This is a genomic window from Nonomuraea sp. NPDC049750 (assembly GCF_040659625.1).
GTDB lineage: Bacteria > Actinomycetota > Actinomycetes > Streptosporangiales > Streptosporangiaceae > Nonomuraea.
Genome location: NZ_JBFANB010000021.1, coordinates 53,770 through 79,084 on the forward strand (window position 1 = coordinate 53,770; position 25,315 = coordinate 79,084).

Genomic DNA, 25,315 nt, shown 5'->3' on the forward strand with positions numbered 1-25,315 from the left:
GCGCCATAGTTGCCGCTAGGGGGGCCGGTAGGGGTTGTTTCGCGCGTCTCCAACGGCCAATCATGGTGCCGTCATTTCGACGTACGGCCAGATTTCCTATGTCTGAAAGGCATGCGCATGGAGATAGCCGAGCTTGGCGTGGAGAAAGCTTTCCTGATCACTCCGGACGTCCACTCCGACCACCGGGGAGTTTTCCTCGAAGTGTTCAGCCAGCCGGCGTTCGAGCGGGCGGTGGGCCATCGGTTGTCGGTGGCGCAACTCAACTGCTCGCTGTCCCGGCGCGGGACCATCCGCGGCATGCATGCCATCGCGCTGCCGGGTCAGGCCCGTTATGTCAGCTGTGCGCAGGGGGGCATCGTCGACATCGTGCTCGACATCCGCGTCGGCTCGCCCACGTACGGCGAGCATGTCGCGGTCGAGCTGACCGCCGCGAACCGGCACGCCCTGTACCTGGCGGAAGGGCTGGCGCACGGGTTCGCGCCGCTGACCGACGAGGCGACCGTCGTGTACATGTGCTCGAGCACCTGGTCGCCGGGCTCTGAGGTCATCATCAACTCGCTCGACCCGGAACTCGGCCTGCCCTGGCCCACCGAGCCCGAGCCCGTGCGCTCCGACAAGGACGCGGCGGCGCCTTCCCTGCGCGAGGCCGCGAAGCGGGGGCTGCTGCCCACCATGGCCGAGTGCCGGGCGTTGTACGCCGAACTCGACGATCTCACGCTCACGAGGTGACGGCATGATCCCACTGTTCCGGGTGGCGATGTCTCCCGAGGCGCCGGCCATGGCCGCCCAGGTCATCGGCAGCGGCATGATCGGCCAGGGCGCCAAGGTCCAGGAGTTCGAACGAGCGCTCGCCGGGCGGATCGGCCGGGACGAGGTGGTCACGGTCAACAGCGCCACGGCGGGCCTGCACCTCGCCCTGCACATGGTCGCCCGCGAGGATGCCGACGACGGCGGCGAGGTGCTGTCCACGCCGTTGACCATGGAGGCCACCAACTGGGCGATCATGGCCAACCGGCTGCGCGTCAAGTGGGTGGACATCGACCCGGCCACCCTCAACGTCGATCTGGACGACCTGGCCCGCAAGATCTCGCCGAAGACACGGGCGATCATGATCGTGCACTTCGGCGGCTACCCCCTCGACCTCGACCGCCTCCGCGAGATCCTCGACCAGGCCGAGGCCAGATTCGGGTTCCGCCCGCCGGTGATCGAGGACTGCGCGCACGCGTGGGGCGCGACCTACCGCGGCGCGCCGATCGGCAGTCACGGCAACCTGTGCGTATTCAGCTTCCAGGCCATCAAGCACCTGACCTGCGGCGACGGGGGCGCTCTCGTCCTGCCGAGCGAGGAGCTGCGCCGGCGCGCCGAGCGGCTGCGCTGGTTCGGCATCGACCGTACGGCCGACCGGCTGCGCAACCCGCCGGACGTCACGGAGTGGGGCTTCAAGTTCCACATGAACGACATCAACGCCTCCATCGGCCTGGCCAATCTGGCGTGGGCGGAGGAGGTGGTGGCCCGGCACCGTGCCAACGCCGCCTTCTACGACAGGGAGCTGGCCGGCGTCCCCGGCGTCGAGCTGACCGAACGGGCCGCCGACCGCCAGTCCTCCTTCTGGATCTATCCGATGAAGGTGGAGGACCGCGAGGGCTTCATGAAGCGCATGGACGAGGCCGGGATCATGGTCAGCAACGTGCACGAGCGCAACGACCTGCACACGGTCATGCGCCCGTACGCGTCGCTGCTGCCCGGCCTCGACCATGTGGCCCCGCGCGTGGTGTGCGTGCCCGTCGGCTGGTGGATCACCGAGGAGCAGCGCGCGCACATCGCGGACACCGTCAGGCGGGGCTGGTGACCGCGCCCGCCGCCGTACACAACGCAGGGCGGGCGGCGAAGGGCACGGTGCCGTTCGGGGAGCACCGGACCTGGTACCGGATCACCGGCGAGCCGGGCGGCGCGGGCCGTCCGGCCGTCGTCGTCCTGCACGGCGGCCCCGGCAGCACGCACGACTATCTGGTCGGCCTGGCCGTCCTGGCCCAGCACGGCTGGCCCGTCGTGCACTACGACCAGCTCGGCAACGGCGGCTCCACCCATCTGCCGGACAAGGGGGCGGAGTTCTGGACGCCGCAGCTGTTCCTCGACGAGCTGGACAACCTGCTGCGCCGGCTCGACGTGCGCGACGACTACGTGCTGGTCGGACAGTCGTGGGGCGGCATGCTGGCCGCCCTGCACGCCTCGGCCAGACCGGCGGGCCTGCGCGGCCTGGTGATCGCCGACGCCCCCGCCTCCTACCGGCTCTGGCTGAGTGAGATGCGGGTGCTGCGCGACCGGCTGCCCGACGGCGTCGACGAGACGCTGCGCCGGCACGAGGCTGCGGGCACGACCGACTCCCAGGAGTACTTCGACGCGATGATGGTCTTCTACAACCGGCACGTCTGCACCCTGGACCCCTGGCCGCGCGAGTTCGTCGCCACGTTCATGGAGATCTACAACGACCCGACGGTCTACTACGCGATGAACGGCCCCAGCGAGTTCCACGTGATCGGCTCGCTGCGTGACTGGGGCGTGGAGGACCGCGTCGCGGACATCCAGGTGCCCACGCTGCTCATCTCCGGGCGGCACGACGAGGCCACGCCCGCCACCGTGCGACCGTACTTCGACCTCATCCCCGACGTGCGGTGGGAGGTCTTCGAGGAGTCCAGCCACACGCCGCACCTGGAGGAGCCCGAACGCTTCACCCAGGTGCTGATCGACTTTCTGAAGGGCCTGGGTGAGTGAAGTGGACATGCGGACCGCGATCGTCTTCCCCGGGATGGGGCCCACCCGGTTCACCGACGTCGACGCGTTCATGCTCGGCGACCCCGTCGCGCGGCGGCTGGTCGCGCGCGCCGACGAGGTGCTGGGCTACTCGCTGGCCGACCGCTTCCGCGACTCCGCGGACGACTACTCCGAGGCGGCCCAGGTGGCGTTCCTGGTGAACAGCCTGGCCCTGGCCGAATGGGCCGAGCGGACGCTGGACATCGCCCCGCACGTGTGCGCGGGCCCGAGCTTCGGCGGCAAGGCGGCCGCCGCCTACTCGGGCGCGCTGTCCTTCCCCGACGCCGTGCGCATGACCGCCGAGCTGGCCCGCTGTACGGCGGACTACTTCGCGCACGAGCACCGCGACCTCGTCACCTGCTCCTTCGTCCGCGTTCCCGAGGACAAGCTGAGCGAGCTGCTGGCCGAACTGCGCGAGCAGGGCGAATGGCACGACATCTCCTGCTACATCGACCACGACTTCTACATGGTCTCGCTGCGGGAGCGGCGGGCGGCGTGGCTGGAAGGCAGGATCCGGGCGCTCGGCGGGCTGCCGCTGTACAGGATGCGGCCGCCCATGCATTCAGCCGTGCTGGAGCCGCTGCGCAAGAGGGCCGAGGAGGAGGTGTTCGGCGCTCTGCGCTTCACCGACCCGCGGCTGCCGGTCGTCGACGATCACGACGGGACGCTGCTCACCGGCGCGGCGGGCGTGCGGGCCATGGTGCTCGACGGCTTCGTCCGGCCGCTGCGCTGGCCCGAGGTGGTGGCCACGTTGCGGCGGCTCAACGTCACGAAGGTCGTCGTCAGCGGCCAGGACGCCATGTTCGGCCGGGTGCCGGTCACCACGCGGAGCTTCACCGTGGTCCCGGTCAACCCGAGGATGGCGGTACTGCCGCGGCCGTCGGTCCCATCGGCCTGACGAGGTCCCGTGGACCTCGTCAGGCGCCGGTCGATCAGGCGGGCGGCCGGTCGGGCGGCGGTCGGTCAGGTCGCGGGAATCCCGGACAGGACTTTCCAGAGTGTGCCCGGAGTGGCGAACGTCTCCTTCGTCAGCGCCTCGTCCCTGAATCGCACGCCGTACGTCTCCTCGAGCGCGGCCAGCAGCTCGACGATGCCGAGCGAATCGAGGCCGAGACCGGGGAGATCGGCATTTTCGGCGAGCTTGTCATCAGGCGGCAGAAACGGCAGCAGTGGCCGCAGGAGTTCTTCGAATCGGGCATCCCACATGACAGCTGATTTCCTTTCTACGGTTATCGCTAACGAGCCCACGGCGCCGACGCTATCCGGCGGCAAGGCGAATGTCCATAATGGGTGGTTCAGATGAGCGCAGATTATTCGCGACCCCTCTACGCGCATTTCCTGCGCGGCCTCGGTATGGCGCCCGAGCGGCCGGCCTTCCGGGCCGGGCCGGACACGGCGAGTTACGCCGAGCTCCATCGGTCGGCGCTGCGCTGGGCCGGCGCGCTGCTGCGGGCCTCGCCCCGCCCGCTCGGTGCCGTAGGGGTTCTGGCCGACAAAGGGGGCACGGCATACGCGGGCCTGCTCGCCGGCCTGTACGCGGGCGCGGCGGTGGTGCCGCTCCAGCCCGACTTCCCGGCCGCCAGGACCCGCCAGATGATCGAGGCCGCCGGGGTGTCGGCGCTGATCGTCGATGATCGCGGCCAGAAGCGGGCGGCCGAGCTCCGCGCCCAGGGGGTGGACGTGCTCGTCCTCACCCCCGACGCGCTCGGCGGCGGGCGGGCACTCGCCGCGCCGCGGCCGGTCGACCCCGCCGACACCGCGTACGTGCTGTTCACCTCGGGGTCGACGGGCCGTCCCAAGGGGGTGCCCATCACCCACGGGAACACCGCGCACTACTTCGACCTGCTGGCCGGACGCTACGACTTCACCCCTGACGACGTGTTCTCGCAGACCTTCGACCTGACCTTCGACTGCGCGATGTTCGACCTGTTCTGCGCCTGGGCCGCCGGCGGGACCGCGGTGGCCGTGCCGCCGCACGCGTACGGAGACCTGCCCCGATACCTGGCCGAGCAGGGGATCACCGTGTGGTTCTCCACCCCCAGCGCGATCTCCCTGGTGCGCAGGACGGGCGGGCTCGATGCGGGCGCGATGCCTACCCTGCGCTGGAGCTTCTTCGCCGGAGAGGCGCTGAAGTGCGCGGACGCCGCCGACTGGCAGCGGGCGGCGAGCGCCTCCATCGTGGAGAACCTCTACGGCCCGACCGAGCTGACGATCACGATCACCGGTCACCGCTGGTCGGGGCAGACCTCGCCCGGCCGCTGCGTCAACGGCCTGTCCCCGATCGGCACGGTGCATCCCGGCCACGGCCACCTCCTGGTGGACGAGGACGGCCGGACCGTCCACGACGAGGGGGAGCTGTGGATCACCGGGCCGCAGCTGACCCCGGGATACCTCGATCCGGCCGACGACAAGGGCCGATTCGTCGAGCGGGACGGCCGCACCTGGTACAACACCGGCGACCGCGTCCGGGTCGCGGACAACGGCGAACTCGTCTACCTCGGCAGAGCCGACGCCCAGATCCAGGTGCACGGCTGGCGGGTCGAACTGGCCGAGATCGATCACGCCGTGCGCGGCGTCGCCGGAGTGGCGGACGCGGTCACCGTGAGTGCCGAAAAGGACGGCACCGCCGTGCCCGTCGTGTTCTACACCGGCGTTCGGCTGCCCCCTACCGATTTCACCACCCGGCTCGTCGAGACACTGCCGGCCGGTCTCATTCCGCGGCACTATCGGTATCTCGACGAGCTGCCGCTGAATCCCAACAGAAAAGTCGACAGAGCGGGTCTGCGAGAGCTGGCCGCGGGCCTGGTGGGTAAACGTGAGCGGGTCGCGGAAGAGGGGAGGGGCGCTTTAGGGGGGCGGTAGGGGTCTATTGGAAATCAGGGTTCGGGATAACTTTTCAATGATTTGCTTTTTCATTGATCGACATTCCTGGAAATTCCTTTTCCCACCTGGGCGGGAGGACGATATTGGACGGGACGCGGTTTCTTCGATCGGGCCTCATCCACGATCTGCTCGATGAGGCCATGGACGCGAGACCCGAGGGCGACGCGGTCCGCGACGCGCGCGGCGCGTGGAGCTACCAGCGGGTCGGCGAGCTCAGCCACGCCGTCGCCCGCCGGCTGGCGGCCAGTGGCGTGGGCCCGGGGGACCGGGTCATCGTCCAGCTGGCCAACCGGCGGGAGACGGTGCCCATCGTCTACGGCCTCTCGCGGCTCGGCGCGATCTTCGTGCCGCTGCACCCCGAGATGAAGGCCTTCCATCTGCGCTCCGTCCTTCAGGACGCGGAGCCCACGCTGGTCATCGGGGGCGGCGAGGCCATGCGCGAGGTCGCCACCATGCCGGTGCGCGACATCGACGACTTCTGGCCCGAGGTCGAGGAGCTGGCGGGGCAGCCGGCCGCGCAGGAGCCGACCACGCGTGAGCACCCGGCCACGCGTGAGCCGGCCGCGCGTGAGCCGGTCAAGGTCCTGCCCTCGGACGTCGCCATCCTGATCTACACCTCGGGCAGCACCGCCGCGCCCAAGGGGGTGATCTGCCCGCACGCGCAGGTCACCTTCGCCGCCTCGGCGATCAACGCGGTGCTCGGATACGGGCCGGACGACGTGGTCTTCTGCCGGCTGCCCATGTCCTTCGACTACGGCCTCTACCAGATCTTCCTCGCCGCCCTCGGCGGCGCGGAACTGGTCCTGGCCGAGGACGGATCCGACCTCATGCTGCTCGGCCAGATCAGCGACGCCGGCGCGACCGTCGTGCCCGTCGTCCCGTCGCTGGGCGGCATGATCGCGACCCTGGCCCGGCGGGCGACCGGCTCGGTGTCGAAGGTGCGGATGTTCACCAACACCGGGGCCGCGCTGCCGGAGGCGACCATCCGCAGCCTGCGCGCCTGCGCCCCCGGCGCCCGGGTGGTGCGCATGTACGGCATCACCGAGTGCAAGCGCGTCACGATCATGGAGCCGGAGCTCGACCGGGACCGGCCCGGCGCGGTCGGCCGTCCGCTGCCCGGCACCCGGGTGGAGATCCTCGACAGCGCGGGCCGCTCGTTGCCGGCCGGGGAGACCGGGGAGATCGTGGTCGCCGGTCCCAACGTGATGGCCGGTTACTGGCGCGACCCCGAGCTCACCGCCCGCGCCTACCGCCGCGAGCCGGTCACCGGCGAGGTCCGCCTGCACACCGGCGACTACGGCCGGCTCGACCAGGACGGCTACCTGTACTTCGAAGGCCGCAGAGACGACATGTTCAAACGCCGGGGCACCCGGATGAGCACGACCGAGATCGAGGCGGCCGCCATGGACGTCCCCGGCGTGCGCGCGGCCGTGGTGCTGCCCCCGGCCGACGGCCGTGACCTCGTGGTCTTCGTCGAGGCCGATCTGGCGCCCAGCAGCGTGCTCAACGCGCTGAAACAGCGGCTCGAACCCGCGAAGGTGCCGGCCGCCTGTCATGTCCTGCCCCGCTTCCCGCTGACGCTCAACGGCAAGAACGAGCGCAAACAGCTGGCCCTGCTGCTCGACGGAGGTCACGCGTGAACTGGTACGCCGAGCTCGCCGCTCGCTACGGCTCCCCGCTGTACGTCTACGACCTGGACCGCGTCGCCACCGCGCAGAAGGACCTGCGTCAGGCCCTGCCCGGCGGGTTCTCGCTGTTCTACTCCTTCAAGGCCAACCCGCACCCGGAGATCGCGCGAGCGCTGCGCGACGGCGGCGCGCTCGCCGAGATCAGCTCGACCGGCGAGCTGAACGCGGCATTCGCCGCGGGCTTCGACGGCTCCGAGGTGCTCCTCACCGGACCGGGCAAGACCACCGAGGAGCTGGAGGTCGCCGTCGACGGCGGCGTCCGCCTGTTCTCCGTCGAGTCGCCCACCGACCTGTGGCATGTCGGGCAGGTCGCCTCACGGCGCGGCGTGCTCGTGGACTGCCTGCTGCGCGTCAACAGCGCCGAGCCCGGCGCCGCCACCAGCATCCGGATGACCGGTGCGCCCTCCCAGTTCGGCTTCGACGAGGAGACGATCCCCGCGCTGATGCCGGAGCTCCGGGCGGTGCCCGGCACGCGGCTGGCGGGGGCGCACCTCTTCTCCCTGAGCAACTCCAAGGACGAGGAGAGCCTCGTCGCCGAGTTCGACCACACCATCTCGGTGGCCGCGCGCCTGGAGCGGGAGACGGGCCTGCCGATCCGCCTGCTGGACATCGGCGGCGGATTCGCCGCGCCGTACCTCACCGGGGGAGAGCGGCCCGTGTACGGCGGCCTGCGCGCCGGGCTGGAGAGGGTCCTCGACGCGAAGTTCGCCGGCTGGCGGGCGGGCACGCCCCAGATCGCCTGCGAGTCCGGCCGTTACCTGGCCGGCGACTGCGGCACGCTGGTCTGCACCGTGGTCAACGTCAAGGAGAGCCGCGGCCGCAGATTCGTCATCCTGGACGCCGGCATCAACACCCTCGGCGGCATGTCCGGCCTGGGCAGGCTCCTACCGGTCTCGGTGGAGCTCAACGGCGCCACCCACGAGGGCGAACGGTCGCCCGCGACCCTGGTCGGCCCGCTCTGCACCCCCGGCGACATCCTCGCCAGGAACGTCTCACTGCCCCCGCTGGCACCCGGCGACGTCGTGACCATCCCCAACGCGGGCGCCTACGGCATGACCGCGAGCCTCGTGATGTTCCTGGGCCACCCCGCGCCCATCGAGGTCGTCGCGCACGGCCACCAGGTGGTGTCCGTCTCCCGGATCGAATTCAACCGCAAGTACGAGTGACACCCCCAGATCGACTTCAGCCGCAAGTACGAGTGACACCCCCGGATCGACTTCAGCCGCGAGTACGAGTGACACCCCCCGGATTGACGTCAACCGCAAGTACGAAATGACATGAGTGAGCGGAGTGTGTGTCTTGAGCGAGCAGCGTCGCTTCCTCGCCGACCTGGTGCACGACCTGACCGTCGAGGTCCTGCGGACCGTGCTCCCAGACGCCCCCGACGCGGTGGATCCCCAGCGCGGCTTCAGGGAACTGGGACTCGACTCGCTGGCCGCCGTCGAGCTGCACGACCGCCTGGCCCAGGCGGTCGGCGCCGAACTGCCGGTCACGATCGCCTTCGACCACCCCACCCCCGAGGCGGTCGTCGAGTACCTGTTCACCGACGTGCTCGGGCTGGCCGATACGGAGGCGGCCGAAGTCGAGCCGGTCACCGCCGGGGCACGGGCGGACGAGCCGCTCGCCATCATCGGCGTCGGCTGCCGCTATCCGGGCGGGATCACCACTCCCGAAGAGCTGTGGCGGCTGGTCGCCGAGAGCGGGGAGACCCTCACCGGGTTCCCCGTCGACCGGGGCTGGGACCTCGACCGGCTGTTCGACGACGACCCGGACGCGCCCAACGCCACCTATGTCCGGTCGGGTCACTTCCTGCACGACGCCGGTGAGTTCGACGCCGACTTCTTCGGCATCAACCCGCGTGAGGCCGTCGCCATGGACCCCCAGCAGCGGCTGGTGCTCGAAGCCTCCTGGGAGGCGTTCGAGCGGGCGGGCATCGACCCGCGCTCGCTGCGCGGCAGCCAGGCCGGCGTGTTCATCGGCGCCGAGCCGCAGGACTACGGCCCCCGGCTGGACAAGGCGCCGGAAGAGGTCGAGGGCTACCTCGTGACGGGCAACGCCCCGAGCGTGGTGTCCGGCCGGATCGCCTACGCCCTCGGTCTCGAAGGGCCCACGCTCACCGTCGACACCGCCTGCTCCGCCTCCCTGGTCGCCCTGCACCTGGCCTGTCAGGCGCTGCGTAACGGCGAGACCGACCTCGCGCTGGCCGGTGGCGTGACCGTGATGTCCACCCCCGGCACCTACACCGCGTTCAGCCGGCAGCGGGTGCTCGCCGCGGACGGCCGGTGCAAGGCGTTCGCCGCCTCCGCCGATGGCACCGGCTTCTCCGAGGGCGTCGGCATCCTCGCGATCGAGCGGCTGTCGGACGCGCGCCGCCGGGGCCACCCCGTGCTCGCGGTCATCAGGGGCTCGGCGATCAACCAGGACGGCGCGAGCAGCGGCCTGACCGCGCCGAACGGTCCTTCCCAGGAACGCGTGATCCGGCGGGCGCTGGGCAACGCGGGCCTGTCTCCGGCCGACGTCGACGTGGTCGAGGCGCACGGCACCGGCACCAAGCTGGGCGACCCGATCGAGGCGCACGCCCTGATGGCCACGTACGGCCGCGACCGGGGCGAGCGCGGGCCGCTGCGCATCGGCTCCCTCAAGTCGAACATCGGGCACACCCAGGCGGCGGCCGGCGTCGCCGGTGTGATCAAGATGGCCATGGCCATGCGCCACGAGACGCTGCCGCGCACCCTGCACGTGGACGAGCCCTCGCCGTACGTCAACTGGTCCCTCGGCGCGGTCGAACTGCTCACCGAGAGCCGCCCCTGGCCCGCGGGCGGTGCCCCGCGGCGAGCCGGCGTCTCCTCCTTCGGCGTCAGCGGCACCAACGCGCACCTGATCCTGGAGGAGCCGCCCGTAGCAGCCACCCCGGATGGGGACGGCGGTCCGCCCCCGGCCGTCGTCCCCCTGGTGTTGTCGGGCAAAGCGCCCGAGGCGCTGCGCGCGCAGGCCGCCCGGCTGGCGGCCCATCTGGCGGAACACGAGGACCTTCGCCCGGCCGACGTCGCCCACTCGCTGGTGACCTCGCGCTCGACCTGGCAGCACCGCGCGGTGGTCGCCGCCGGTGACCGGACCGACCTGCTCGCCGGGCTGACCGCGCTGTCCGAAGGCGAGCCCGCCGCCGAGGTGACCGAGGGCGAGGCCACCGCCGAGCGCCGCGTCGTCTTCATCTTCCCCGGTCAGGGCTCGCAGTGGGCCGGCATGGCGGTGGACCTCCTGGACACCTCGCCGGTCTTCGCCCGGAGCATGGCGGAGTGCGCGGCGGAGATCGAGACCCACGTCGACTGGCGGCTGCTCGACGTGCTGCGCGGCGAGCCGGGCGCGCCCTCGCTGGACCGGCTCGAGGTCGTCCAGCCGGTGCTGTTCGCGGTGATGGTGTCGGTGGCCGCCCTCTGGAAGTCGCTGGGCGTGCGGCCCGCCGCCGTCGTCGGCCACTCCCAGGGCGAGGTCGCCGCCGCGTACGTGGCCGGCGGGCTGTCCCTGGCCGACGCCGTACGCGTGATCGTGCTGCGCAGCCGCCTGTTCGCCGAGCGCCTGGTGGGCAAGGGCGCGATCGCGGCCATCGCCGCGGCGGCCGGTGAGGTGGAGGAACGGCTGGCCCGCTGGGACGGACGGCTGTCCATCGGCGCGAAGAACGGCCCATCGTCGTGCACCGCGGTGGGCGACGAGCAGGCGCTCGCCGAGCTCGTCGCCGAGTACGAGGCGGCGGGCGTCCGCGCCCGTCTCCTGGCCAGCACCGTCGCCTCCCACTGCGACCAGGTCGACCCGCTGCGCGAGGAGCTGACCCGGCTGCTCGAAACCGTGTCCCCGGCCCCGGGAGAGGTGCCGTTCCACTCCACGGTCACGGGTCAACTCCTGGACACCGGCGAGCTGACCGCCGACTACTGGTTCCACAACGCTCGCCAGCCGATCGAGTTCCAGGCCGTGATCGAGGAGCTGCTCGCCGGAGGACACGACGCGTTCCTCGAAATGAGCGCCCACCCGGTGCTCGTGATGAGCGTGCAGGACACGATCGACGAGGCCGGAGCCGACGCGTTCGCCGGCGGCACCCTGCGCCGTGGGGAAGGCGATCTGCGCCGCGCGCTGACCTCGGTCGCGGAGGCGTACGTGCGTGGCGTGGCCGTCGACTGGGCCGCCCTCCTCCCCGGCGCGAACCTGGTCGAGCTGCCCACGTACGCCTTCCAGCACCGCCACTACTGGCTGGAGACCCGCACCTCGGCCGGTGACGTCGCCTCGGCGGGGCTGACCGACGCCGGCCATCCGCTGCTGGGCGCGGCCGTGACACTCGCCGAATCCGGTGGCGCCCTCCTGACCGGACGGCTCTCGCTCCAGCTGCACCCCTGGCTGGCCGACCACGCCGCCGCGGGCACGCCGCTCCTGCCCGGCACCGCCTTCGTCGAGCTCGCCATCCGGGCGGGCGACCAGGTCGGCTGCGGCCTGCTGGAGGAGCTGACGCTGGAGGCCCCGCTGGTCGTACCCGAGCGCGGCGGGGTGTGGCTGCAGGTGTCCGTCGGAGCGCCCGAGGACGCGGGACGACGCGGCATCACCGTGCACTCACGGGCGGAGGACGCCCCGGCCGACGCGCCGTGGATCCGCCACGCGAGCGGGTACGTCGCCCCCGATGACGCACCCGAGGTCTTCGACCTGGCCCAGTGGCCGCCGGAGGGCGCGACGCCCGCGGACCTCGACGGCCTCTACGACCGGCTCGCCGACGCCGGCTACGGCTACGGCCCGCTGTTCCAAGGGCTGAAGGCGGCGTGGCTGCGCGGTGACGAGGTCTTCGCCGAGGTCAGGCTGCCCGAGCAGGCGACCCGCGACGCCGAGCTGTACGGCCTGCATCCGGCGCTGCTCGACGCGGCGCTGCACGCGGGGTCGCTGCTGGACCCCGCCGACGATCGCCTGAGCCTGCCCTTCGCCTGGACCAGCGTGTCCCTGCGCGCCACGGGTGCGGCGGCCGTGCGGGTCCGGCTGTCGCCCTCGGGTCCCGACACCCTGTCGCTGTGGCTGGCCGACGCCTCGGGCGCGCCCGTCGCCACGGTGGGCTCGCTGGTCTCGCGGTCGGCTTCGGCGCAGCAGCTCTCCGCCGCCTCGGTGGCCCATGGGGATTCGCTGTTCCGCGTTGAGTGGACGGCGGCGCCTGCCGCGCAGCCGACGCCGGCTCTGGCCGGGGGCGCCGCGGTGCTCGGGCCGGACCCGTACGGCCTGCGCCGGACGGGCGTCGCGAGGGCCGAGTACGCTGACCTGGCGGCGCTGACCTCGTCGGATCCGCTCCCCGACACCGTGTTCGTGAGCTTCCGGTCGGACAGAGTGAGCTTCTCGCCGGATGGCTCCGCACCGTTCGTGGGCGTCGGGTCGGACGGCACCGCACCGTTCGTGGGCGTCGGGTCGGACGGCACCGCACCGTTCGTGGGCGTCGGGTCGGACGGCTCCGAACCGTTTGCGGGCGTCGGACCGGACGGCTCCGCACCGGGAGAAGTGGTGGGTGGCGCGCGGTCGGCCACGCATCGGGCGCTGGGGCTCGTACAGGCATGGCTGGCCGACGAGCGGCTGACCTCGGCGCGGCTCGTCGTGGTGACCCGCGGCGCGGTGGCGGCGGGGTCGGACGCGGAGGTTCGGGACCTGGCGAGCGCGCCGGTCTGGGGCCTGCTGCGGTCCGCGCAGTCGGAGCATCCCGGCCGGTTCGTGCTGCTGGATCTCGACGACTCCGAGGTGCCGGTGCCCGCCGTGCTGGCGGCGCTCGCCGAGCCGCAGCTGGCCGTGCGATCCGGCGAGGTACTGGTGCCCAGGCTGGCCCGCGCGGCCACCAAGGACACGCTGGCCCTGCCCGTGGGCGTCGCGGAATGGCGCCTGGACGCGGCGGTCAAGGGCAGCCTGGACGGCCTGTCCCTGGTTCCCTGCCCGGAAGCGGCCCGCCCGCTGGGGCCGGACGAGGTGCGGGTGTCGGTGCGGGCGGCCGGTCTCAACTTCCGCGACCTGGTCGTCACCCTCGGCATGGTGCCCGAACACGGCGAGCCCATCGGCGGCGAGGTCGCGGGCGTAGTGCTGGAGGTCGGGTCGGCCGTGGCCGATCTGGCGCCCGGTGATCGAGTGCTGGGGCTGCTGGACGGGGCCTTCGGTCCCGTGGGAGTGACGGATCGGCGGTTGCTGGCGCCGATGCCCGCCGGTTGGTCGTTCGCGCAGGCGGCGTCGGTGCCGGTGGCGTTCCTGACCGCCTACTACGGCCTGGCCGATCTGGCCGACCTTAAAGCAGGTGACCGGGTGCTGGTGCACGCGGCCGCCGGTGGGGTCGGAATGGCGGCGGTGCAGCTCGCCCGGTCGTTCGGCGCGGAGGTGTTCGGTACGGCGAGCCCCGGCAAGTGGGCGTCGACGACCCTGGACGACGCGCATGTGGCTTCCTCACGGACACTGGAGTTCGCGCAGAAGTTCGGCCAGATCGACGTGGTGCTCAACTCGCTGGCCGGTGAGTTCACCGACGCCTCCCTGGACATGGTCGCCGAGGGCGGCCGGTTCCTGGAGATCGGCAAGACCGATCTGCGCGAACCCGGCCAGGTCGCCGACACTCACCCCGGCCTGCGTTACCTCCCCTACTCCCTGATGGAGGCCGGTCCCGACCGGCTGGGCGAGCTGCTGGCCGAGGTGATGGCCCTGTTCGAGCGGGGCGCGCTGTCGCTGCCGCCGGTCCGGGTCTGGGACGTGCGGCGGGCCGGCGAGGCGCTGCGGTTCATGTCGCTCGCCCGGCACACCGGCAAGATCGTGCTGTCGATGCCGCCCACGTTCGGCGGCGGCGGGACGGTGCTGGTCACCGGTGGCACGGGCGGCCTGGGCGCGCTGGTGGCGCGCCATCTGGTGACGGTGCACGGCGTACGGGATCTGCTGCTCGTGAGCCGGTCCGGGATCTCGGCCGCCGGAGCGCCGGAACTGCTGGAGGAGCTGTCCGGGGCGGGCGCGCGGGTGCGGGTCGTGGCCTGCGACGTGGCCGATCGGGCGGCCCTGGCCGAGGTGCTGGCCGAGGTACAGGCCCCGCTGCGCGGGGTGGTGCACACCGCCGGGGCGCTGGACGACGGCGTGGTGGCCGCGCTGACGCCGGAGCGCGTGGACGCGGTGCTGCGGCCCAAGGTCGACGGGGCGTGGAACCTGCACGAGCTGACGCGGGATCTCGACGTGTCGGCGTTCGTGCTGTTCTCCTCCGCGGCCGGTGTCCTGGGCGATGCCGGGCAGGGCAACTACGCGGCGGCGAACGTGTTCATGGACGCGCTGGCCGCGCACCGGCGCGCGCACGGCCTCGCCGCAGTATCGCTGGCCTGGGGCTTCTGGGAACAGCGCAGCAACATGAGCGCCCATCTGCAGGACGCCGACATAGCGCGGATGGAGCGGTCGGGCGCCCGTGGCCTGTCCTCCGAGGACGGGCTGGCGCTCTTCGACGCCGCCCTGACGGTGGACGAGGCCCTGCTGGCGCCGATCCGCCTCGACCTCGCCGCGATGCGGCGCGACCCCGCCGGGGTCCAGCCGATGCTGCGCGGCCTGGTGCACGCGCCCGCGCAGCGCAACGTCGCGGCGGGCGCCGTACCCGGCGGTGTCGCCTCCGCGCTGGAGCGGCAGCTGGCCGGGCTGCCCGAGAACGACCGCGACCAGGTGCTGGTCTCCCTGATCCGGGCGCAGGCCGCCACCGTGCTCGGCCACGCCGACGCCGGCTCGGTGGACGCCGGCCGGGCGTTCAAGGAGCTCGGCTTCGACTCGCTGACCGCCATCGAGCTGCGCAACCGGCTCAACGCCGCCACCGGGCTGCGGCTGCCCGCGACGCTGGTCTTCGACTATCCGACGCCCGCCGCGCTCGCCCAGCACATCAAGGGCAGGCTGCTCGGCGCGGCGGCCACCGTCGCGCCGGTCGCCACCCCCGCCGCCCCGCTCGACGACGATCCGATCGTCATCGTCGGGATGGGCTGCCGCTATCCCGGCGGTGTCGACTCGCCGGAGGCGCTGTGGCGCCTGCTCGCCGAAGGCCGGGACGCGATGTCGGAGTTCCCCGCCGACCGCGGCTGGGACCTGGAGCGGCTCTACGACCCCGACACCGAGAGCGCCGGCAGCAGCTATGTGCGGGTCGGCGGCTTCGTGTACGAGGCCGGGGACTTCGACGCGGCCTTCTTCGGGATCTCGCCGCGTGAGGCCCTGGCCACCGATCCGCAGCAGCGGCTGCTGCTCGAAGCCGCCTGGGAGACCCTCGAACGCGCGGGCATCGACCCCGGCGACCTCAGGGGCAGCTCGACGGGCGTGTTCGTCGGCGCCTCCGCCACCGGCTACGGCACCGGGCCCGGGCCCCTGCCCGAGGAGGTGGAGGGATACCTGATCACCGGCAACTCCAGCTCGGTGATGTCCGGCCGCGTCGCCTACGCGCTCGGCCTGGAGGGCCCGGCCGTCACCTTGGACACGGCGTGCTCGTCGTCCCTGGTCGCGCTGCATCTGGCCTGCGAGTCGCTGCGCCGTGGCGAGAGCACGCTCGCGCTCGCCGGTGGGGTGACCGTGCTGTCCACGCCGGAGATCTTCGTGGAGTTCAGCCGGCAGCGGGGTCTGGCGCGGGATGGGCGGTGCAAGGCGTTCGCGGAGGCGGCGGACGGTACGGCGTTCGCCGAGGGTGTGGGTCTGTTGCTGCTGGAGCGGTTGTCCGACGCGCGCCGTCACGGCCACCAGGTGATGGCGGTCGTGCGGGGGAGTGCGGTCAATCAGGACGGCGCCAGCAACGGGCTCACCGCCCCGAACGGGCCGTCCCAGCAGCGGGTGATCCGCCAGGCGGTGGCCAACGCCGGTCTCGGCCTGGCCGACATCGACGCGGTCGAGGCCCACGGCACCGGCACCACGCTCGGGGACCCGATCGAGGCGCAGGCGCTGCTGGCCACGTACGGGCAAGACCGTCCGCAGGATCGGCCGCTGTGGCTGGGCACGGTCAAATCCAACATCGGGCACACCCAGTGCGCGGCCGGCGTCGCCGGTGTGATCAAGATGGTCCTGGCGATGCGGCACGGCGTACTGCCGAAGACGCTGCACGTCGACGCCCCGTCCTCGCACGTGGACTGGTCGGCGGGCGCGGTGTCGCTGGTGACCGAGGCGACCCCCTGGCAGGACCGCGACGGGCGGCCACGCCGGGCGGGCGTGTCGTCGTTCGGCATCAGCGGGACCAACGCGCACGTGGTGATCGAGGGCGTTCCGGCCGAGGAGCCGGTCCCCGCTGGGGCGCCGGTTGCCGACGTACCGGTGCCGGTGGTGGTCTCCGCGCGTGGCGCGGACGCGGTGCGGGCGCAGGCGGAGCGGCTGCGGGACTTCGTGGCGGCTGCCGAGGACATGGTCCCCGCGCAGGTGGGGTACTCGCTGGTCAGAACGCGGTCGCTGCTGAGCCATCGGGCCGTCGTGGTGGCGGCCGATCGGGCGGAGCTGGTCGCGGGTCTGGCGCGGGTCGCCGAAGGGGCCGAGCCGGTCGATGTCGTGAGCGGTCCCGGGGACACTGAGGGCGCCGGGCTGGGATTCATGTTCACCGGCCAGGGAAGCCAGCGGGTAGGGATGGGCCTGGAGCTGACCAGGGCGTTCCCCACCTTCAAGGAGCACCTGGAGGCGGTCGCGGCGGGTTTGGACCGCCATCTGGACGTGCCCCTGACCGAGGTGATGTGGGGCAGGCCGGACCTCCTGGACCAGACGCAGTACGCCCAGACGGGGCTGTTCGCCGTGGAAGTGGCCCTCTATCGGCTCCTGGAGTCGTGGGGGATGGCGCCGGACTACCTGATGGGCCATTCGGTGGGCGAACTCGCGGCGGCGCACGTCGCGGGCGTGCTGTCACTGGAGGACGCGTGCGCGCTCGTGGCGGCGCGGGGCCGGCTGATGCGGGGGCTTCCGCAGGGCGGGGCGATGCTCGCGGTCGCGGCCGGAGAGGCGACGGTCGCCAAGCTGCTGGCCGAGCTCTCCGACGTGGCGGGCCAGGTGGAGATCGCGTCGGTGAACGGACCGGCCTCGATCGTGGTCTCGGGCGACGAGCCCGCGGTGGAGCGGGTGGCGGCGGAGTTCGGCCGGCGCGGGTTGAGGTGCCGGCGGCTGCGGGTCAGCGACGCGTTCCACTCCCACCGCATGGAGCCGATCCTCGGCGCCTTCGGTGAGGTGGCCGCCGGACTGGAGTACCAGGACGCGGCGATCCCGGTGGTGTCGAACCTGACCGGTGAGCCGGTGTCGCGGTTCTCGGCCGAGTACTGGGTGCGGCACGTGCGGGAGCCGGTACGGTTCGCCGACGGCGTCGCCTTCCTGCGCGAGCGGGGCGTACGGACCCTCCTGGAGCTGGGTCCCGACGCGGTGCTGTCGGGGCTGGTGCAGGAAGGCGCCACGGACCGGGAACCCACACCGGTCGCGGTGCCGCTGCTGCGGCGAGACCGGGACGAGGCCGGGCAACTGGTCACGGCCATCGGCAGGGCGTACGCGCGCGGGGCGGAGGTGGACTGGGACACCTTCTACGCTGGAGCCGGGCGGGTGGATCTGCCCACCTACGCCTTCCAGCGTCGCCATTACTGGCTGAGGCTCGCCCACCACGGCGGCGATCCCGCCTCGCTCGGGCTCGAAGCCGCGGCTCACCCGCTACTGGGCGCCGCGGTCGAGCTGCCCGACACCGGTGGGTCGCTGTACACCGGCAGGCTCTCGCTCGCCGGTCACCCCTGGCTGGCCGATCACCGGATCCTCGGCACCGTGCTGGTTCCGGGCACGGCCTTCGTCGAGCTCGCCGTCGCGGCCGGTCACCAGGCCGGGTGCGACCTCGTCGAAGAGCTGACCCTGGAGGCACCCCTCGTGCTGGGGGAGCGGGACGCCGTCACGATCGAGGTGATCGTCTCCGGGGCGGACGACTCGGGCCGCCGTACGGTGACCGTCTACTCGCGGGCCACCACGGGCGAACGGCCCTGGACCCGGCACGCGACCGGGACGCTCGCCGTCGCGGACCAACCACCCGCCTTCGACCTGGCCGAATGGCCGCCGCCCGGCGCCACGCCCATCGACGTCGGCGACCTCTACGCGCGGCTGGCCGTCGAAGGCACCGAATACGGGCCCGCCTTCCGAGGGCTGCGCGCGGCCTGGCGGCGCGACGGCGCGGTGTTCGCCGACATTGAGCTGCCCGACGGCGTGGTGGCGGACGCGGGCAGCTTCGGCCTGCATCCCGCGCTGTTCGACGCCGTGCTGCACGCCATCGGGCTGGCGACCGAGGATCCCCGGGACGGCAGGGCGATGGCGCCCGGGGATCCTCGGGTCGAGCTGCCCTTCAGCTGGACCGACGTCAGCCTGTACGCGACCGGCGCCACCGCCGCCCGCGTCCAGGTGTCCGCCGACGGCTCGGGCGCGCCGCTGCTGACCGTTGCGGACGCGACGGGCGCGCCGCTGGCCAGCGTGGGCTCGCTGGCCATGCGGCCCGTCTCCGGCGCCGGGCTCGGCGCCGGCCGGAGCGGGGCGGGCGCCTCGCCGTACCAGGTGAAGTGGACGCGCGTGGCCGTCGGCGGCTCGCGCGACGACTGGGCGGTGCTCGGCGCCGACGACGGCGAACTGCTCACGGGCCTGCGCGCCGCGGGACTCTCCGCGCGCGTCGTCCCGGACCTGGCCGCGCTGGCCGCGCTGAGCCCGCCGCCGACGACGGTTCTGGTCCGCGCCGGGTACGAGCCTGCGGGGCTGGTCTCCGCAGGACGCGAACTCGCGTCGGCGGGGCTGGGCCCGGCCGGGCATCAGCCCGCGTCGGCGGATCCTTCGGCGGACGCGCGCGAGCTGACCGGCCGGACGCTCGGCCTGCTGCAGGGCTGGCTGGCCGATGAGCGCTTCGGCGCCGCCAAGCTGGTGCTGGTGACCGGTGACTCCGTAAGGACCGGCGCCGACGACGACACCCCCGACCTGGCCCACGCCCCCGTCTGGGGTCTGGTACGTGCCGCGCAGGCCGAGAACCCCGGCCGGTTCCTCCTCGTCGACGTGGACGGCACGGCGGACTCCTACCGGGCGTTGCCCTCCGTACTGACTGGTCAGGAGCCTGAGCTGGCCCTTCGCGAGGGCGACGCGCTCGCGCCGCGGCTGGCCAGGACCGGCGAGGACGGCCTGCTGAAGCCGCCGCCCGGTGCGGAGTCCTGGCATCTGGAGATCACCGAGCCGGGGACGATCGACGCCCTGGCGGCGATTGCCTGCGACGCGGCCCGGCGGCCCTTGGAGGAGTTCGAGGTACGCGTGTCCATGCGGGCCTGCGGCCTGAACTTCCGCGACGTCCTGATGGCCCTCGGCATGTACCCGGGCGAGACGTCCATCGGCGGCGAGGGCGCCGGCGTGGTCGTCGAGGTCGGCTCCGGCGTCACCCGGTTCGCCCCCGGAGACCGGGTGTTCGGGCTGTTCGAGGGTGGTTTCGGGCCCTATACGGTGACCGATCACCGGATGGTGGTGCACATGCCGGACGGCTGGTCCTTCGTGGACGCGGCCGCCGTGCCGGCCGTCTTCGCGACCGCTTACTACGGCCTTGTTGATCTGGCCGACCTTAAAACAGGGGACCGGGTGCTGGTGCACGCGGCCGCCGGTGGGGTCGGTATGGCGGCGGTGCAGCTCGCGCGGTGGCTGGGCGCGGAGGTGTTCGGTACGGCGAGTCCCGCCAAGTGGGCGTCGCTGCCGCTGGACGACGCGCATGTGGCCTCGTCGCGGACGCTGGAGTTCGCGGAGAAGTTCGGCCAGGTCGATGTGGTGCTCAACTCGCTCGCGGGTGAGTTCACCGACGCCTCCCTGGGCATGCTGGCTCCCGGTGGCCGGTTCGTGGAGATGGGCAAGACCGACATCCGGGACGTGGAGACGATCGCCCCCGGCGTCCGCTACGCGCCGTTCGACCTCTCCGACGCCGGGCCGGACCGGACCCAGGAGATCCTGACCGAGCTGGTGAAGCTGTTCGAGGAGGGCACCTTCGCACCCCTGCCGACCCGCGTCTGGGACGTGCGACGCGCGCCCGAGGCGTTCCGGTACATGGCGCAGGCCCGGCACACCGGCAAGATCGTGCTGACCGTGCCCACGCCCATCGGCGGCGCCGGCACCGTGCTCGTCACCGGCGGCACGGGCGGGCTCGGCGCGCTGGTGGCCCGGCATCTGGTGGCCGAGCACGGCGTGCGCGACCTGCTGCTGGTCGGCCGCAGGGGGCTCGACGCCCCGGGCGCCGACCGGCTGCGCGCGGAGCTCATCGAGCAGGGGGCCCGCGTCGAGGTCGTGGCGTGCGACGTCGCCGACCGCGACGCGCTCGCGGAGCTGCTCGCGGGCCGTTCGCTGACCGCGGTCGTGCACACGGCGGGCGTCGTGGCCGACGGCGTCATCGGCTCGCTCACGCCCGAGCAGGTGGACACGGTCTGGCGGCCCAAAGCCAACGCCGCCTGGCATCTTCACCAACTCACGAAAAATCTGGACCTGTCGGCGTTCGTGCTCTTCTCCTCCTCGGCCGGCACGCTCGACGCCGCCGGGCAGGGCAACTACGCGGCGGCCAACGCCTTCCTCGATGCGCTGGCCGCGCACCGCAGGGCGGCCGGTCTGCCGGGGCTCTCGCTGGCCTGGGGCATGTGGGCGCCGGAGGTGGGCGGCATGACCGCCCAGCTCGGCGAGGCCGACCTGCGCCGGCTGCGTCACTCGGGCCTGCTGCCGCTGTCGGCCGAGGCGGGGCTGGCGCTGTTCGACGAGTCGCTCGCGCTCGACGAGGCCGCGCTGGTGCCGATCCGGCTGGATCTCGCGGCCGTGCGGTCGCGGGAGGAAGGGCCGCCGCCGATGCTCCGTGGCCTGGTCACCGCCCCTGTCGGGCGGGCGCCCGTCACGGCCTCGGTCACGGCCCCCGCCGCCGCACCCGTCTCGTTGACGGACCGGCTGACCCCGTTGTCCAGGGCGGCGCGTGACCGCATGCTGCTCAGCCTGGTACGCACCCACGTCGCCGCCGTGCTCGGCCACGACACCGAGGACCCGGTCGATCCGGTGCGGGGGTTCAAGGAGCTGGGGTTCGACTCGCTGACCGCGGTCGAGCTGCGCAACCGGCTGAGCGCGGCGGCGGACGTACGCCTGCCCGCCACGCTCGTCTTCGACTACCCGACGCCGGAAGCCGTGGCCGCCTTCATCAAGACCGAACTGCTCGGCGACGACGACCCGGCCGCCGAACCGCTGGAGGCCGAGCTGGCCGAGCTCGAACAGGCGTTGGACCGGCTCGTACCGGATCCCGACGGGCACGCGCGGATCACCGCCCGGCTCAAGGCGCTCACGGCGAAGTGGGCCGAGGCGCACGGCCGGACGGAGGACCCGGCGGAGCCGACGCTCGAATCGGCCAGCGCCGAAGAACTTTTCAATATTCTCGACAAAGAATTCTGATGCCATGTCATGGCCGCCGACAAAGAGTCCGATTTTCCGTCCCGAGTACCGTTCATGCCACCGAACCATCCCTGAAGAGGAGGGCACGGATGGCCCTTCAGGCCGATGCGCGGAATATGAATCGGTGATTAGCATCCGTTCTATGAGCAGACCTGCGGACAATCCAAGGAGCGAAGAGGACGACATCGTTCGGTTGAATTCCGTACGACAGACGTACCACACGAGGAAGGGCAGCTTCGAGGCGCTGAGCGGCGTCACGATCGGCTGCCGGAAACGGGCGCTCACCGCGGTCATCGGGCCGTCGCGATCCGGCAAGAGCACGCTGCTGCGCTGCGCGTCAGGACTGGAGCGGCCGGCGTCAGGGTCGGTGCTCCTCGACGGCGAGGAGCTGACCGACCTCGACGACGCGTCGCTGACCAGGCTGCGGCGTGACCGGCTCGGTTTCGTCTTCCAAGGGTCCAATCTGCTGCCCGCGCTCAACGTGGCGGAGAACATCGCGCTGCCCGGCTACCTGACCGGCCGGAGCGTCGACACCGTCCTGCTGGACCGGGTGATCGCCCAGATCGGCCTGACCGACCACCTGCACGACCTGCCGCACCGGCTGTCCTTCGCCGAGCAGCAGCGGGTGGCGGTGGCGCGGGCCCTGGTCGGCCGGGCGCCGGTGATCTTCGCCGACGAGCCCACCTGCGCGCAGGACAACGAGGGCGTCGGCCAGGTGCTCGGCCTGCTGCGCGAAGCGGCGCGGGCGGGACAGACGGTGGTGGTGGCCACGCACGACTCGCGGATCGCGGCCTACGCCGACCACGTCTTCTTCATGGCCGGCGGCCGGGTCGTGGAGGAGCTGGAGCTCCCGCCCGGCAAGGCGGCGGCGGAACGGATGGCCCACCTGGCGATGTGGGACCGGGGAGAGCCGTCCTGATGTGGCGCCTGGCCCTGCGCACACTGTCCCACCGCAGGGGCGCGTTCTCGGCGGTGCTCGCCACGGTCTTCGCCGCCACCGCCATCGTGGCGGCCTGCGCGGGGCTGATGGCGGCGGGGATCCAGGCCGCGTTCCCGCCCGAGCGGCTGGCCGGCGCCGCGGTGGTGGTCGCGGGCGACCCGTCCTACCGGCTGCCGGACGCCGACCCCCGCGACGACGACGCCGAATGGGCGAGCCTGTCCGAGACCGTACGCCTGAGTCGGTCCCTGCTGGAGACCGTGCGGGCGGTGCCCGGCGTCGCCGACGTCATCGGCGACGTCTCCATCCCCGTCACCATGCTCGGCGGGGCCGCGCCCCGGGCCACGGGGCACGAATGGACCTCGGCGGGGCTGCTGCCGTACGAGCTGCGGTCCGGCAGCGCGCCCGCGACGGCCGGAGACGTCGTGCTGGACGCGGCGCTCGCCGCGCGATCGGGCGGCCACGTGGGTGACAGGATCCAGGTCGTGGCCCGTGGCGCCGTCGCCACCTTCCGGGTGACCGGCGTGGTCGCCCCGGCGGCGGGACGTACCGCTACGGCGGCCGCGATGTTCTTCACGCCCTACGACGCGCGGTGGCTGTCCGGCCATCCGGACTCGGTGGACGCGATAGCCGTGATCCCCGTGCCAGGGACGGGCGAGCAGGCGCTCGCCGACCGGGTGCGCGCCACCCTGCGCGGCCAGTCCGCGGTGACGCTCACCGGGGACGACCGCGGGCTCGCCGAGTTCGCGCAGGCGCGCGCCGGCCGCGAGAACCTGATCACCATCGCCGGCCTGATCGGCGGCACGACGCTCCTGGTCGGCATGCTCGTCCTGGTCAGCACCATGAAACTCCTGGTCGAGCACCGGGCGCCGGAGCTGACGCTGCTGCAGGCGATGGGCACGCCGCCGCGCCGCGTCCGCCTGATGATGTTCGGTGAGGTGACGACGATCGCGGTGGTCGCCACGGCGGCGGGCACGGTGCTCGGTGGCCACCTCGGCGGTCAGTTGTTCGGGCACCTGGTGCGCGACGGAGTCGTACCGGCGGCGCTGCGGTTCGACCCGGGCTGGCTCCCGGCCGCGCTCGCGGCCGCGGTGTGCCTGTGCACCGGGCTGGCGGCCGCCTTCTTCCCGATCTGGCGGGCCGCGCGACCTCGCCCGGCCACGGCGCTCAGCTCGGTGCCGCAGGACCATGGGCTCGACCGGGCACGGGCGGCGCTCGCCCTGATCTGCCTCGGCGTGGTGGGCACGACGATCTGCTCGGCCATGGTGATGATCCGCTCGGCCGCGGTGAGCGTCGCCTGCCTCGCCGCGATCGTGGTGATCCTCGGCGTGGCCGTGGTGGCGTCCAGGATGACCAAGGCCATGAGCGGGCTGGTCGGCCGGGCCGTACGCGCCCGGCCCAGGACGATCGGCCGCCTCGCCCTGCTCAACAGCTGCGCCCGGCCGTTCGGCATGGCCACCGCGATCCTGCCCATCATGCTCGCGACCGGGATCAGCACCGCGAACATCTATCTGCAGATGACGCAGGCCGACCAGGTCCGGCAGGTCCGCCTGGAAGACCTGCGGGCCGACCACGTGATCACCGGCGGCCTCGGTCCCGGTCTGCTCGGCCGCGTCCGGTCCGTCCCAGGGGTCATGGCCGCGTCGGAGCTGGCGACCAGCAGCGGGTTCGTCGAGAGCCCGTACGACCCATCGCAGAGCGAGCACGGCTGGCCGCTCCTGGGCCTCACGGCGGACGGCGCGGCGGGGGTCACGGACATCTCCCTCACCGCGGGCACGCTCACCGGGCTGCGTGGCGACTCCGTCGCCCTCACCCGGCAGCACGCCCGCGAGCTCGGCAAGGGGATCGGCGACGCGATCACCCTGCGACTGGGAGACGGCGCCAAAGTGGACCTGAGGGTGGTCGCGCTGCTCGCGGACCGGCCCGGCGGCGAGATGATCCTCATGCCCGCCACGCTGCTCGCCGCCCACACGACCGCCGGCTCGCCGACCCAGATCCTGGTCCGGGCGGCGCCCGGCGGCGACCCGCGCAAACTGCGCGCCGACCTCGTCGAGGCGACGGGCCGCCTGCCCACGCTGCGGGTCAGTGACGGCATCGGGCCGTCCATGACCGCCGTCGAGCAGGGGCGGACCCGGGCCTGGATCAACTATCTGTTCACCGGAGTGATCATCATCTTCGCCGGCATCTCGGTGATCAGCGCCCAGGCGATGGGAGCCGGCTCGCGGCGCAGAGAGTTCCGTCTGCAGCGCCTGATCGGGTTCACCCGTGGCCAGATCCTGCGCATGGTGGGGATCGAGGCCGTGGTGGTCGCCATGGTCGGCGTCGTGCTCGGCACGGCGGCGGTCGCCCCCATCCTGATTCCGTTCGCCATGGCGGTCAACGGCTCACCGATGCCCCCGGGGCCGGCATGGGTCTATCTGGCCGTGATCTGCTCCGCCACGCTGTCCGCCCTGGTGGCGACGCTGTCTCCCGTGTGGGCGATCATCCGGCCGCGCACAGGGGAGCGTGAGGGGTCCCCTAGGGGTCGGGCGGTCATCCGCGCATAGGTAGCGTCCCATTCGACGCGATAAATAATTTGGAGGAATTGTTC

The 25,315-nt window shown here is 72.5% G+C and carries 11 protein-coding genes; 10 read left to right on the forward strand and 1 reads right to left on the reverse strand.

Going from position 1 to position 25,315, the window contains the following annotated elements:
- Positions 1-117 precede the first annotated feature (117 nt).
- From rfbC to AB0J16_RS39935, 4 genes are read left to right on the forward strand one after another with little or no spacing between them, the layout of a single operon-like run.
- Positions 118-729 (forward strand): dTDP-4-dehydrorhamnose 3,5-epimerase, encoded by a 612-nt coding sequence (gene rfbC, locus AB0J16_RS39920; protein ID WP_358549867.1) that lies wholly within the window; start codon positions 118-120, stop codon positions 727-729.
- Between the two features lie 4 nt (positions 730-733).
- Positions 734-1,849 carry an aminotransferase class V-fold PLP-dependent enzyme gene (locus AB0J16_RS39925; protein ID WP_358549869.1) on the forward strand — a complete coding sequence of 372 codons (1,116 nt, stop codon included), beginning with the start codon at positions 734-736 and terminating at the stop codon, positions 1,847-1,849.
- Positions 1,846-2,772: a proline iminopeptidase-family hydrolase gene (locus AB0J16_RS39930; RefSeq protein ID WP_358549871.1), complete on the forward strand. Its 927-nt coding sequence runs from the start codon at positions 1,846-1,848 to the stop codon at positions 2,770-2,772. Before AB0J16_RS39925 ends, AB0J16_RS39930 begins: the two co-directional genes overlap by 4 nt.
- On the forward strand, positions 2,765-3,709 hold the full coding sequence (locus AB0J16_RS39935; protein WP_358549873.1) for an ACP S-malonyltransferase: 945 nt from the start codon (positions 2,765-2,767) through the stop codon (positions 3,707-3,709). Before AB0J16_RS39930 ends, AB0J16_RS39935 begins: the two co-directional genes overlap by 8 nt.
- Positions 3,710-3,774: 65 nt before the next feature.
- Here the strand turns inward: AB0J16_RS39935 and AB0J16_RS39940 are convergent, their stop codons facing one another.
- Positions 3,775-4,017 carry a phosphopantetheine-binding protein gene (locus tag AB0J16_RS39940; RefSeq protein WP_357951452.1) on the reverse strand — a complete coding sequence of 81 codons (243 nt, stop codon included), beginning with the start codon at positions 4,015-4,017 and terminating at the stop codon, positions 3,775-3,777.
- Positions 4,018-4,110: 93 nt separating this feature from the next.
- On the opposite strand from AB0J16_RS39940, the gene AB0J16_RS39945 reads away from it, so the two are divergent.
- The 6 genes from AB0J16_RS39945 (at position 4,111) to AB0J16_RS39970 (ending at position 25,271) form a co-directional block, all read left to right on the forward strand.
- On the forward strand, positions 4,111-5,673 hold the full coding sequence (locus tag AB0J16_RS39945; protein ID WP_358549875.1) for an AMP-binding protein: 1,563 nt from the start codon (positions 4,111-4,113) through the stop codon (positions 5,671-5,673).
- A gap of 161 nt (positions 5,674-5,834) precedes the next feature.
- A complete protein-coding gene (locus AB0J16_RS39950; RefSeq protein ID WP_358549877.1) occupies positions 5,835-7,334 on the forward strand; it encodes an AMP-binding protein in 1,500 nt (499 codons plus the stop codon).
- Positions 7,331-8,548 (forward strand): type III PLP-dependent enzyme, encoded by a 1,218-nt coding sequence (locus tag AB0J16_RS39955; RefSeq protein WP_358549879.1) that lies wholly within the window; start codon positions 7,331-7,333, stop codon positions 8,546-8,548. The genes AB0J16_RS39950 and AB0J16_RS39955 overlap by 4 nt, the downstream gene beginning before the upstream one ends.
- Positions 8,549-8,681: 133 nt before the next feature.
- Positions 8,682-21,788 carry an SDR family NAD(P)-dependent oxidoreductase gene (locus AB0J16_RS39960; protein WP_358549881.1) on the forward strand — a complete coding sequence of 4,369 codons (13,107 nt, stop codon included), beginning with the start codon at positions 8,682-8,684 and terminating at the stop codon, positions 21,786-21,788.
- Between the two features lie 142 nt (positions 21,789-21,930).
- On the forward strand, positions 21,931-22,707 hold the full coding sequence (locus AB0J16_RS39965; RefSeq protein ID WP_358549883.1) for an ATP-binding cassette domain-containing protein: 777 nt from the start codon (positions 21,931-21,933) through the stop codon (positions 22,705-22,707).
- Positions 22,707-25,271 carry an ABC transporter permease gene (locus AB0J16_RS39970; RefSeq protein WP_358549885.1) on the forward strand — a complete coding sequence of 855 codons (2,565 nt, stop codon included), beginning with the start codon at positions 22,707-22,709 and terminating at the stop codon, positions 25,269-25,271. Before AB0J16_RS39965 ends, AB0J16_RS39970 begins: the two co-directional genes overlap by 1 nt.
- The last annotated feature ends 44 nt before the right edge of the window (positions 25,272-25,315 follow it).